This window comes from Mycobacterium sp. IDUB_21, assembly GCF_055419425.1.
The window spans coordinates 209,867-221,069 of the sequence record NZ_JBVAXQ010000001.1 but is presented as its reverse complement, the minus strand read 5'-3'; the positions used below and the strand labels follow the sequence as shown (position 1 = coordinate 221,069).

12 protein-coding genes are annotated in these 11,203 nt (G+C 65.9%); 4 read left to right on the top strand and 8 right to left on the bottom strand.

Translation table 11 applies throughout. The features are described from left to right. Window positions 1–27: 27 nt before the first annotated feature. The 5 genes from ACZYY4_RS01035 to ACZYY4_RS01015 form a co-directional block, all read right to left on the bottom strand. Window positions 28–873 (bottom strand): TauD/TfdA dioxygenase family protein, encoded by an 846-nt coding sequence (locus tag ACZYY4_RS01035; protein ID WP_463807558.1) that lies wholly within the window; start codon window positions 871–873, stop codon window positions 28–30. Window positions 874–907: 34 nt separating this feature from the next. Further along, window positions 908–1,243 carry a hypothetical protein gene (locus ACZYY4_RS01030; protein WP_463807556.1) on the bottom strand — a complete coding sequence of 112 codons (336 nt, stop codon included), beginning with the start codon at window positions 1,241–1,243 and terminating at the stop codon, window positions 908–910. Next, a complete protein-coding gene (locus ACZYY4_RS01025) occupies window positions 1,240–2,451 on the bottom strand; it encodes an SRPBCC family protein (RefSeq protein WP_463807555.1) in 1,212 nt (403 codons plus the stop codon). The genes ACZYY4_RS01030 and ACZYY4_RS01025 overlap by 4 nt, the downstream gene beginning before the upstream one ends. A gap of 42 nt (window positions 2,452–2,493) precedes the next feature. Next, window positions 2,494–3,237: an SDR family NAD(P)-dependent oxidoreductase gene (locus ACZYY4_RS01020; protein WP_463807945.1), complete on the bottom strand. Its 744-nt coding sequence runs from the start codon at window positions 3,235–3,237 to the stop codon at window positions 2,494–2,496. A 257-nt stretch (window positions 3,238–3,494) separates the two neighbouring features. After that, a complete protein-coding gene (locus ACZYY4_RS01015; RefSeq protein WP_463807554.1) occupies window positions 3,495–4,097 on the bottom strand; it encodes a TetR/AcrR family transcriptional regulator in 603 nt (200 codons plus the stop codon). A gap of 120 nt (window positions 4,098–4,217) precedes the next feature. Here ACZYY4_RS01015 and ACZYY4_RS01010 point away from each other — a divergent pair, with 120 nt between their 5' ends. The 4 genes from ACZYY4_RS01010 to ACZYY4_RS00995 are packed head-to-tail and all read left to right on the top strand — an operon-like array spanning window position 4,218 to window position 9,125. Beyond that, on the top strand, window positions 4,218–5,393 hold the full coding sequence (locus tag ACZYY4_RS01010; RefSeq protein ID WP_463807553.1) for a spirocyclase AveC family protein: 1,176 nt from the start codon (window positions 4,218–4,220) through the stop codon (window positions 5,391–5,393). Window positions 5,394–5,426: 33 nt separating this feature from the next. Then, window positions 5,427–6,614, top strand: a complete 1,188-nt coding sequence (locus ACZYY4_RS01005; RefSeq protein WP_463807552.1) for a spirocyclase AveC family protein — start codon at window positions 5,427–5,429, stop codon at window positions 6,612–6,614. Next, window positions 6,604–7,422: an AAA family ATPase gene (locus ACZYY4_RS01000; protein ID WP_463807944.1), complete on the top strand. Its 819-nt coding sequence runs from the start codon at window positions 6,604–6,606 to the stop codon at window positions 7,420–7,422. The genes ACZYY4_RS01005 and ACZYY4_RS01000 overlap by 11 nt, the downstream gene beginning before the upstream one ends. Beyond that, entirely contained in the window at window positions 7,419–9,125 is a 1,707-nt protein-coding gene (locus ACZYY4_RS00995) for a nitric oxide reductase activation protein NorD (RefSeq protein WP_463807551.1), read from the top strand. Before ACZYY4_RS01000 ends, ACZYY4_RS00995 begins: the two co-directional genes overlap by 4 nt. 11 nt (window positions 9,126–9,136) lie before the next feature. Here the strand turns inward: ACZYY4_RS00995 and ACZYY4_RS00990 are convergent, their stop codons facing one another. Genes ACZYY4_RS00990 through ACZYY4_RS00980 form a run of 3 tightly spaced genes read right to left on the bottom strand, consistent with a single transcriptional unit; the run spans window position 9,137 to window position 11,199 of the window. After that, entirely contained in the window at window positions 9,137–9,589 is a 453-nt protein-coding gene (locus tag ACZYY4_RS00990) for a MarR family winged helix-turn-helix transcriptional regulator (RefSeq protein ID WP_463807550.1), read from the bottom strand. A 15-nt stretch (window positions 9,590–9,604) separates the two neighbouring features. Beyond that, window positions 9,605–10,861, bottom strand: a complete 1,257-nt coding sequence (locus ACZYY4_RS00985; RefSeq protein ID WP_463807549.1) for a metal-dependent hydrolase family protein — start codon at window positions 10,859–10,861, stop codon at window positions 9,605–9,607. 8 nt (window positions 10,862–10,869) lie between these two features. Next, window positions 10,870–11,199, bottom strand: coding sequence for a hypothetical protein (locus tag ACZYY4_RS00980; RefSeq protein WP_463807548.1), 330 nt, complete (start codon window positions 11,197–11,199; stop codon window positions 10,870–10,872). Window positions 11,200–11,203: the final 4 nt, after the last annotated feature.

Sequence of the window (11,203 nt, the reverse complement as noted above, 5' to 3'; positions counted from 1 at the left end):
CGTTGACCGTCACGGCCAGTGGGCGGATCACCGGATGGGCTCGTCACCGAGCACCGTGGTGCGCAGCATTTCCCGGGGGGAGTCGGGGTCGTACGGGGCGGCGCGGTGCAGCACGCCGCGGTTGTCCCAGATGACGGTGTCGCCCACCGACCAGTTGTGGCGATAGACCTTGTCGGCCACCGTGGCGCGCTCGAGCAGTTCGGCCAGCAGCGCGCGGCCCTCGCCGAGATCCATGTCGACCACGTAGTCGGCGGAGGCGCCCAGCACCAATGACTTTCGGCCGGTGCGGTGCGTCCACACCAAGGGATGTTCGTGGGTGGGTCGAGCCCGCCACTTCGCCAGTTCCTCCGGCGCCGGGTCGGGCGTGACCCGACGTTGGGAGGCTTCCAGCGAGTGCACCACCCGCAGCGAGCCGAAGCGCCGCCTCTCGTCGTCGGTGAGCAAGTCATAAGCGACATAGGAGCTGGCGAACTCTGTCTCGCCACCACGCTCGGCCACTTGCACCGCCGAGAGCACGGTGGCCTTCTGCGGGCACTCGTCACCCATCGGCGTGCAGCCGTCGATATGCCAGTCGAAGGTGGCGCGCAGGTAGCTCGCGGCGGAGTTCTTCGCGGAGTTCAACGTGATCGGGTAGATGCCGGCAACCTCGTGGTGGCCGTCCGAGGAATAGTCGACGCTGCCCAGTCGCTTGCAGAACGCAACCTGATCCGGGGGTTTGAGCCGTAGATCGCGGAAGACCAGGACCCCGTTGTCCTCCAGCGCCTCGAGCACCGCAGCACCGAGTTGATCGTCGTCGACCAGCCGTTCCGGCTCGACGTCGACGACCTCGGCGCCAACCGAGGAGGTGAGTTTGTTGATGGTGAGCAGACTCATCGGCTGCGTCCTTTCGGCAAGGGATTTCCGGCGGTCACGGAACGGGCCAGCCGGTACGGATCATGACGGCGTCGGCAGCGTCGACGGGGGCGGGCTGGCCCATCACCTCCACCGCCATCGCGACCATGATCAGCGAATAGATCAGATGCAGCAGGTTGAGCGCGTCCTCGGGCAGTTCGTCCAGCGCGAACTTGTCGCAGTAGTCGATCGCCTCCTCCAGTCGCGGGAAGAACGCCTCGTAAAAGACCCGCAACTCCGGGATGGTGCTGGCCAGCCGCTGGTTGAAGCGTTCGGTTTCTGTTGGCAAGCACCAGGTTTCGGCGAACTTCTCCAGTTCGGCGAAGGCGCTCGGCAGCCGCGCGGCGGTCATCGCAGGGCTCCAGCCTGGTCGCGCCGGTAATCGTCCACCCAGTCGACGGCCACCTTGTGCAGGTGCCGGACCAGGATCTCCTGATCGTTGAGGGGAAAGTCGTCGACGACGCCGTACTCCAGCGCGGCCTGGGTGCCGCCGAGCATTCCGGCGTCCTGCAGCGCGAACTCCTTGAGCACCACCGCGGCGACTTCGTGCTCGATGCGCTCACGCACGCTGCGGGCCGGATGAAAGTAGGTGTGGGCCTCGAACCGGTGGGTGTTGTGCGAGGTGGGCCAGTACCGGTACAGCAGGTACCAGCCGCCGTAGATGAGGATCTCGGTATTGGGAAAGATCTGGAAGTTGCTGATCCCCCATGGCTCGATGTTCCCCGGGTTCAACCCGGCCGGCAGCTCGCCGATGTCCGGGGTCCGCCAGGGACCGACCAGCCCGCTGTGGGTCGCCCGCTCGATCGGATACATGTACTCCGGGGGCAGCAGCCATCGGCGCCGGCCGGCGGTGGACACCAACCGGTGCGGCCCGTCGAGCTGAAAATGACCACAGGTGAAGCCGGCGTCGGGAACCCGCACCGCCGCGGGAACCTGCTGCGAATGCAGCGACGGCACATGGTAGTACTCCTGGAACGCGTCGGCGAAGATCTTCCAGTTGCTGTTGTTGTGCGCCACCCAGTCGTAGCGTTCGGTGAGTTTTCCGAACGGATAGTCGTCGAGAGCGGTGATCATCGGGCCGAGGAATTCGCGCAGACCCTGGCGCGGTTCGACTGCGAAGTTGATGAAGATGAAGCCGTTCCAGACGTCGCAATGCACTCCGATCAGATCCGGGTCGGCGCCGTCGAATCCGTGGCTGCGACGGCAGCGTTTGCAGGCGAGCTCCTGAGAATGCCCGGCGGTCTCCCGATCCGGGAAGTCGTGCCAGACCAGCTTCGTCCCGCACCGGGGGCAGACGTTGTGGAAGGCGCGAATCCCCCGGTCCGCGTTCACCAGAATGACCGACGCCGACGCCGCTTCGATCTCCTTGGTGGCGTAACTGCCGTGGTCGGGCACTTCCTCGACTCGGCCCACGTTGAGCCAGGCGCGCTTGAACACCGCCTCGCGCTCGTCGGCGTAGAACTCCCGTGACGTGGAATCGGCGAACGAGACCGGGCCGGTGCCGAGCTCCGGGTAGTGCTCGGTCCACGAACCCTCCGCGGGTCTACCGGATCGCTGCATCTGAACCTCCCTGTTTGCCGAATTCCGACGAAATATGCTGTGTCACATCACTGATCCGCCGTTGACGCCGAGCACCTGACCGGTGATGAACCCGGCCTCCTCCGAACACAGGAACCCGACCGCCGCGGCGATGTCGACTCCGGTGCCCAGTCGGCCCAGCGGGATGTTGGCGGCGATCTGTTCATTGGGCGGCAGGTATCCGGCCGCTTGGCCCTGGTGCTGCATGGGCGTCTCGATACCCGAGGGCGGGATGTTGTTGACCGTGATGCCGTGCACGGCATACTCGCGGGCCAACGACTTGGTCAAGGTGATGACCGCGCCCTTGGATGCCGCGTAGTGGGCGGCGAACGGCGATCCGCGCTGGGCGCTGGACGACGAGATCATCACGATGCGACCCCAGCCGGCGTCGACCATGTCCGGTAGCGCGGCCTGACAGCAGTGGAAGGTACCGGTGAGGTTGACGTCGATGATCCGCGCCCACTCCTGCGGGGTGATCTCGGCGAAGGCGGAGTAGCCGAAGATGCCCGCGCTGGTGACCAGGGCGGCGACCGGCCCCATCTCACTGCGCACTTTGGCGAAGGCGTCGTCGACGGTGGCCCGATCGGTGACGTCGACGCCGATACCCAGCGCGGTCGCGCCCTGGCCGCGCAGGTCATCGGCAACCCGCTGTGCGGCTTGGTCATTGACGTCGAGGACGGCGACCTGATAGCCCCGCCGGCCCAGTTCGTGACAGGTGGCCTCCCCCATCCCGGAGGCGCCACCGGTCACCACGGCAACCCGGCTCATGACGTCGACTCCGTCACGCTCATCACGTTTCACCCTCACTCGTCGACTGCTCGCAGTGCGCTGCTGGCGGGTAGCGATGAACGATCCAGCTCTCCGCCGTCTTGCCGTCTGCAGCACCGCGCCGCCGTAACGCCGTTGGGCGAAGCCGGGGCGTGGGCTGCATCACGAGAACAATATCAAGTACTTGTCATTACCTCAAGTAGTCGATACCGCCAGACGTGGCTGTGGCGGGTGGCCGCCCGGCCGCACGGTCGGAGTCAGGGCAGCTTGATGGCCGAAACGTACATCTCCACGACCGGCCGGTAGAGGTCGACATCGTCGAGTTGACTGCCCAGCACGACGGAGTCGCTGGTGGCGATGAGCACCTGGGCAAGCGTCAGTGGCGGGATCAGCAGTGTTGCGCCGAGTCGGTCGATACCTTCGACGATGAACCCGGCCAGCGCTTCGACAACCTCGGACCTCTTGGCGGCCACCCGCTCTCGCGCTTCCGGGTTTCTCAACAGATAGAGGGCGAACTCATGCCCCAGCGCGGCATGCTCGGCGCCGCGGTCATGACTGAGTTGGCGCCACCGCTCGGCGATCTCGTCGAGTTCGCGGGCGCCGACCTGCGGTGCGGTCGACATTATCTCGGCGAAATTGTCGAAATAACGTCGCCAGTACCGGTCGCTCACCTCCAGAAACAGGTCTTCCTTGGTGGCGAAATGCTTGTAGATGGCGCCCTTGGTGTATCCGGCAGCATAGGCGATGTCGTCGAGAGTCGCTGTGGTGAAACCTTTTTCGGCGAACACGTCCTCGGCGGCGTCCAGCAGAAGCGACCGGGTGCGCGCCAGGCGTCGCTCTCGTGTCCACCGCTCCGCCATGCCGAGGATTGTGCCACAAGGATCTGAGAATCCTCTTGGTTACTCAGATACTAGCTGGTATGTTCGCCAAGTCTCACGGGTTGAGTGCTGCACTCCGACGATTGAGAAGGGGACAACGTCATGAGCGGACCGCCGGGCAACAAGAACGCGCCCTCTGCCACACAGTCGCTGGCCGGTACGGCCGCCCTCGGCTCCCAGGTTCAGCCCACGTCCAAGCCCGTCCGGGTCTGGGCCACCGTGGGCGGTGCGATCCTGGCCTTTCAGCTGTACGTGTGGATCCGGTGGATCACCGGGCCCAATTTCGAGCGGGTGCCGGCGGGGCCCAGCGATCCGCCGCTGGCGATGAAGGCGGTCCTGATCACCTGGACCGTCGTGATCATGGCAGGCTTTCCAATCGGCGTTTATTACTTCATCATTCGGCCCTGGCGCCGCGAGCGGCGCATCACGCTGGACGGCATGATGCTGGTGGGCTGCGGTCTGATCTTCTTCCAGGACCCGCTGCTGAACTACTTCAACACCTGGTGCACCTACAACACCTGGATGTGGAACCGCGGCTCGTGGGTGCAGGACGTTCCCGGTTGGGTGGCGTTCGGCGAACCGGGCCGGACGATGGCCGAGCCGCTCCTGATGAACGCGCCGGGCTATGCGACCGGGGTGCTGATGTGCACCATCCTCGGCTGCTGGGTGATGCGTAAGGCCAAGGCGCGCTGGCCGGGCATCAGCAACCGCGGGCTGATCGGCGTGTTGATCGTCTGGACCTTCATCTTCGACTTCTTCATCGAAGGCATGTTCCTGATGCCGATGGGGCTGTTCACCTACCCCGGTGCGATCAAGTCCTGGTCGATCAATGCCGGCACGTACTACCAGTGGCCGCTCTACGAGGGAATCATGTGGGGAGGTGTGCAGGCCGGGTTGTGCGCGCTGCGCTACTTCACCGACGACCGGGGCCGGTCATTCGTCGAGCGCGGACTGGACCAGATCAAGGGCGGCTTCGCCAAGCAGCAGTTCATCCGGTTCCTGGCGATCTTCGCGGCACTCAGTGCGTCCTTCTTCGTGTTCTACACCATTCCCTCGCAGTGGTTCGCCCTGCACACCGAGTCCTGGCCGGACGACGTCCTGAAGCGTTCGTACTTCATGATGGGCGGCATCTGCGGGTACGGGACCGACCGGCCGTGCCCGGATCCCGCTCTGCCGATGCCGGGCAAGTACTCCGGCTACATCAACACCGACGGCGTACTCGTCCTGCCGCCCGGCGTCGAATTCCCGAAGACGGTCCCCTACGAGCAAGGTAACTGAATTGTTGACCCACCAGGTTAGGAGGCGGACACCATGAGTGATCTGTCTAGCAAGAAGAAGGATCCCGTCGTCACCGAATCACTGGGCGGCGCGGCTGAACTCGGCAAGCAGGCCCAGCTGGCGGTGAAGCCGATCCAGATCTGGGCCGCCATCGGCGGCGTCATCTTGGCTGTCCAGCTGTACGTGTGGTTCCGGTGGATCACCGGGCCCTATTTCGAGCGGGTGCCCGTGGGGCCGAACGATCCGCCGATGTACATGAAGATCCCCCTCATCGCGAACGCGGCGATTCTGTGGGTCGCCCTGCCATTGGCCGTGTGGTGGTTCTTCATCAGGCCGTGGCGCCGCGAGCGGCGAATCACGCTGGACGGCATGCTCGTGCTGGCGATGGGCCTGATGTTCTTCCAGGATCCGCTGCTGAACTACCTCAACACCTGGTGCACCTACAACACCTGGCTGTGGAACCGGGGTTCTTGGACGCCGTACATTCCGGGCTGGGTGTCGCCCGAGGAGCCAGGCCGCCAGGTCGCCGAGCCGCTGCTGACGAACGCGCCGGGGTACGCCTACGGCGTGCTGGCGATCACCATCGTCGGATGTTGGATCATGCGAAAGATCAAGGCGCGCTGGCCCAACATCACCAATCTCCGGTTGATCCTGGTGACGTATGCGATCTCCTTCGTCTTCGACTTCGTGATGGAAGGCCTGGTCCTGTTGCCGACCGGGTTGTACACCTACCCCGGTGCCATCCAGTCGGTGTCGATCAATGCCGGCACGTACTACCAATGGCCCATCTACGAAGGGATCATGTGGGGAGCTGTGCAGGCAGCACTGTGCTGTCTGCGCTACTTCACCGACGACCGCGGGCGCACGATCGTCGAGCGTGGACTGGACCAGGTTCGAGGCGGGTTCGCCCGGCAGCAGTTCACCCGGTTCCTGGCCATCTTCGCCGGGGTCAGCGGCTGCTTCTTCTTCTTCTACATGGGCCCCGCGCAATGGCTCGGTATGCACGCCGACCCGTGGCCCGAGGATGTCCAGAAGCGCTCCTACTTCAACGGCGGAATATGCGGGCACGGCACCGACAAGCCATGCCCGAATCCGGTGCTGCCGATGCCGACCAAGCACTCCGGCTATATCAACACCGACGGTGTGCTTGTCCTGCCACCGGGCGCCGAACTGCCCAAGACCATCCCGTTCGAGGGAGAGGAACCAAGTGCTGGCGAATAGTCACCCCACCACTGCCCCAACCAAGCCGGAATCGCCGTTCTACCGAGGCGTCCGCGATGAAGTGGAGGTCTTCTCCGCAGCGGCCGGTCGCGGACTGCCGGTGTTGCTGAAGGGCCCCACCGGATGTGGAAAGACCCGCTTCGTCGAAGCGATGGCCCACGCGCTCGGCCGCGATCTGATCACCGTCGCGGGCCACGAGGACATGACATCGGCGGATCTGGTGGGCCGATTCCTGCTCAAAGGTGGCGAAACGGTCTGGGTGGACGGGCCGTTGACTCGCGCCGTACGCGAGGGGGCGATCTTCTATCTCGACGAGGTGGTCGAGGCGCGGCAGGACACCACCGTTGTCATCCATCCGCTCGCTGACCACCGCCGTGAGCTTCCGGTCGATCGACTCGGCATGACATTGCCTGCGGCGCCTGGGTTTCAGCTGGTTATTTCCTACAATCCCGGCTACCAGAGCGTGCTGAAGAATCTCAAGGAGTCGACCCGTCAGCGATTCGTGGCCATCGAACTCGGCTTCCCGCCCGCCGACATCGAAACGGAGGTGGTGGCCCACGAGGCCGGCATCGATGCGCAGACGGCGGGTGTTCTGGTCAGGCTCGGCAACACCATCCGGAACATCGACAACTCGCCGCTGCGCGAAGTGTCCTCGACTCGGATGTTGATCCTGGCCGGCGGCCTGGTCGCCGAAGGGCTCAACCTGCGCAGTGCCGTCCAGTCCGCCATCGTCCAGGCCCTCTCCGACGACGCCGACGTCATCCGCGCACTCGGTGAGCTCGTCGACGCGGTGCTGCCCCGGACGTGACCGCTTCGGATCCCGAGACCCCCGACCGGTTCCGGTACCTCGCCAGCTACCTCGCCGGCAGGTCGGTCGACGTTTTCCAGGCGCCGGCGGGCGAGGCCGCGCATACGAACGGTCACGCCATCTTCGTGTCGGCGGGCGCTGATCTCGACGAGCAGCGCCGCGAGACCCTGGTCCAAAGCGCTCTGCTCGGTGCGGGAAGCCTGGATCCGCGACTGGTGAAGGCGTTACGGGCACGTCCGTCGCTGGCGCGCCGCTACCTGGCCCTGGAGGGGCGGCGGGTCCTTGCCGAACTCGCCGATCAGATTTCGCTCGCCGCCACGCTGCCCCTCGATGGGACTCCAAGCACCGCCACCGCCGAGGAGTCACTCGAGATAGCCAGGAGCCGAAGAGAAGTCGCCGATTCCCCGGCGTGGTTCGGTGTCATCAGGCCCTCCCGGCTGCTTGGGTCACCGGCCGGGCCAGGCACCCCGGCCACAGACAAAGACCTGCGGCTGGAATTCGACGTCATCGATCTGCCCGAGGCCGACGAGGACGACGACGACGAAGACATCGGCAGCCGGTCCGAGGAAAGCAAGATTCTCAAGCTGTTCGAGAACCCGCTGTTCAACTCGCGGGCGCTCTCGGACTTCCTGCGCAAGATGCTCGGCAATTCACGGTCGCAGAGCGACGACGCCGCCGGCGGAGAGTTGCAGGTCCGGTCCATCCGGCGGGCATCGGCGGTCGGCCCGAACGCCCGGCCGCTTCCGACACCGATCCGTTTCACCGGTGACGACAAGCCCGGCGCTGCTCTGGGCGTAGGCGGCTCGCTGCATCCGGAGTGGGACGCCTTCAACAATCGCTATCGGCCCGACTGGTGCCGGGTCATCGATTTTCCGCTGACGGCTGCTGCCGACGTCGCCGAGGCCGGTGTTGTGCACGACGACGTGCTTCGGCGACGCCTGTCGCGTGTCGGCTTGGGACCCAAGGTTTTACGCGGTCGCGCCGATGGCGATGAGCTGGACATCGAGGCGCTCATCGACTTGTTCGTCGACTTGCGGTCCGGCTACTCGCCACCGGAACACGTCTACACCGAACGCCGCAAATTGGCGCGCAATCTCGGCGTTCTCATCTTGCTGGATGCCTCCGGCTCCGCCACCGATGCCGATCCCGATGGCCTGGCCGTACACGACCATCAGCGACGGGCGGCGGCCACGCTGGCGGTCACGCTCGAAGAGCTCGGTGACCGGGTGGCCGTCTATGCATTCCGCTCGCAGGGCCGGCACTCGGTTCAGCTGCCGGCGATCAAAACGTTCGGACAACGTTTCAGCGCCGTCGGGCGAGCCCGGCTCAACGGGCTCGCGCCGTCGAGCTACACGCGGCTGGGCGCCGGCATCCGTGGCGCGGGCGAGATTCTCAAGACCGAGGCGGGCACACCGAATCGGTTGCTGATCGTCCTTTCCGACGGCTTCCCCTACGACGAAGGCTACGAAGGCCGTTACGCCGAAGCCGACGCCGCCAAGGCCCTCGAGGAACTGCGGGCAGACGGCGTCGCGTGTCTGTGCCTTTCCATCGGTGCCAACGCTGAGCCCGAACGGCTCGGACGCGTCTTCGGCTCCGCCAGCCATGCCGGCGCCAAGACACTGGCCGAGTTGAGCCCGCAGATGGATGAGTTGTTCTTGGCGGCGCTGGCCGAGCTGGCCGCACCGAAACCGGCCCGCGGCTGAGCCCCTGCCCGTCAGGGATCGACGTGGTCGGCGAACAGGGTGTGGCCGGTGCCCTGCTCGACCACCCGGGTCAGCAGGGCGCGCAGCGTCTCCTGCTCGTCGGCGGTCAGCACGCCGAACACGTTGTCGTGCGCGGCGATCGCGTCGGCGATAACCGCCGAGGCCACCGAGCGCCCCTCGTCGGTGAGATACCCCCGCAGGATTCGCCCGTGCCGCGGATCCGGCTTACGCTCCACCAGGCCGCGGCCCTCGAGTGCACTCAGCGCCAGCTGCACCCCCTGCGGGGTGATCAGCAGCCGGCGGGCCAACTCGGCGCCGGACAGCCCCGGTTCGCCGGCGAGCTGACGTAGCAACCCGATCTGAGCGGTGCTCACCCCGTAATCGCTGATTGCCTCGTTCACGGTCGTCAGCGAATAGTAGAAGGCCTGCTTGAGCAGCCACAGGGTGTTGCGGGTGGGATCCATGTCCTCACTTCCCGGTCAGCTGCGCTTGTAGACTCGGCCGTCCTTCATGACAAACCGCACGTCGCCGGTGACACCGATGTCCCGGGTCGGGTCGCCCGGCACCGCGATGATATCCGCACAGTAGCCCGGTGCCAGCCGGCCGAGTTCGTGCTCGGCGTCGATGAGCTCGGCGCTGGTGACGGTGGCCGCACGCAGTGCCTGCACCGGAGTCATGCCGCGCTGCACCAGCGCGGCCAGTTCCTTGGCGTTCTGGCCGTGCGGGATGGCCGGTGCGTCGGTGCCGCAGGCGATGCGTACGCCGGCCTCGATCGCCCGGGGCAACATGGCTTTGGCGCGCGGGAACACCTCGGCGGCTTTCTTGCGCAGTTCGGGAGCGATCCGGTCGATCGCCATGGCATCGGTCAAGTAGGTGGTGGAGACCAGGAACGTGCCGTGCTCCACCATCATCGCCAAAGTGGCGTCGGTGGCCAGGAAGCCGTGTTCGATGCAGTCGATGCCGGCCCGAATACACGCCCGGATCGCGTTGTCGCCGATGGCGTGCGCGGCTACCCGCACCCCGGCACGGTGCGCCTCGTCGGCGATCGCCGCGAGTTCGGCATCGGAGTACTGCTGGGCTCCCGGGGAGGTGCTGTGTGACATGACTCCGCCGGACGCCGACACCTTGATCAGCTTGGCGCCGTGGCGGATCTGGTAGCGCACGCAGGCTGTCACGTCGGGCACGCCGTTGGCGATGCCCTCGGCGACCGACAGCGGCATGACGCCCGGCGCGAGCCGTTGGAAGACCGTCGGATCCAGATGGCCACCGTAGGGCGTGACGGCATGGCCGGCGGCGTAGATGCGGGGACCGACATGCCAGCCCTGGTCGATGGCGCGCTGCAGGGCGACGTCGAGGAGATAGCCGCCGGTCTTGACCATCAACCCGAGGTTGCGCACCGTGGTGAACCCGGCTTCCAAGGTGGTCCGCGCATTGACCGCGCCTCGCAGGGTGCGGTAGGCCGGATCGTCCTGCACTCCGTGCAGCGGCGTGGGAAGCCCTTCCGGGCTGCCCGGCCCGCCGATGAGCAGGTTGAGCTCCATGTCCATCAGGCCCGGCAGCAACGTGACGTCACCGAGGTCGATCTCGTCAATTTCGGAGGCGGAATCCGCAACCGGCGCTTCGGGATTGATCGCGGTGATGCGGCCGTCCTCGATCACCACGACCGCCGGAGTACGCACCACCCCGGCATCGATGTCGAGCCACCGGGCGGCTCGCAGCACTGTGGTCCCGGTCATCGGCTGGCTCACGGGAAAGGCTCGAATACGCACTCGATGACTGCGGCGCCCGAGTCGGGAACTCGCGGCTGCTTCCAGGATTCGGCCGGGAACGCCACCGTGATCATGGAATACAGCAGGTGCATCAGGTTGAGCACGTCTTCGGGCAGGTCATCGAGGCCGAACTTGTCGCAGTAGGCCAGCGCCTCCTCGGCGCGCGCCGTAATGGCGTCGTAGAACGCCTGCATGTCCGCCATGGAACTGTCCATACGCTTGGCGTAGCGCTCGGGTTCGGAGCCCAGGCACCAATCGTTGAACGACTCGAGGTCGGCGAACTCCGTCGGCAGCATAGTGGTCATTCCC

Coding starts and splice junctions, on each gene's coding strand:
- ACZYY4_RS01035 (WP_463807558.1), bottom strand. CDS start 873: ATGAGTCTGCTCACCATCAACAAACTCACCTCCTCGGTTGGCGCCGAG.
- ACZYY4_RS01030 (WP_463807556.1), bottom strand. CDS start 1,243: ATGACCGCCGCGCGGCTGCCGAGCGCCTTCGCCGAACTGGAGAAGTTC.
- ACZYY4_RS01025 (WP_463807555.1), bottom strand. CDS start 2,451: ATGCAGCGATCCGGTAGACCCGCGGAGGGTTCGTGGACCGAGCACTAC.
- ACZYY4_RS01020 (WP_463807945.1), bottom strand. CDS start 3,237: ATGAGCCGGGTTGCCGTGGTGACCGGTGGCGCCTCCGGGATGGGGGAG.
- ACZYY4_RS01015 (WP_463807554.1), bottom strand. CDS start 4,097: ATGGCGGAGCGGTGGACACGAGAGCGACGCCTGGCGCGCACCCGGTCG.
- ACZYY4_RS01010 (WP_463807553.1), top strand. CDS start 4,218: ATGAGCGGACCGCCGGGCAACAAGAACGCGCCCTCTGCCACACAGTCG.
- ACZYY4_RS01005 (WP_463807552.1), top strand. CDS start 5,427: ATGAGTGATCTGTCTAGCAAGAAGAAGGATCCCGTCGTCACCGAATCA.
- ACZYY4_RS00990 (WP_463807550.1), bottom strand. CDS start 9,589: ATGGATCCCACCCGCAACACCCTGTGGCTGCTCAAGCAGGCCTTCTAC.
- ACZYY4_RS00985 (WP_463807549.1), bottom strand. CDS start 10,861: ATGACCGGGACCACAGTGCTGCGAGCCGCCCGGTGGCTCGACATCGAT.
- ACZYY4_RS00980 (WP_463807548.1), bottom strand. CDS start 11,199: ATGACCACTATGCTGCCGACGGAGTTCGCCGACCTCGAGTCGTTCAAC.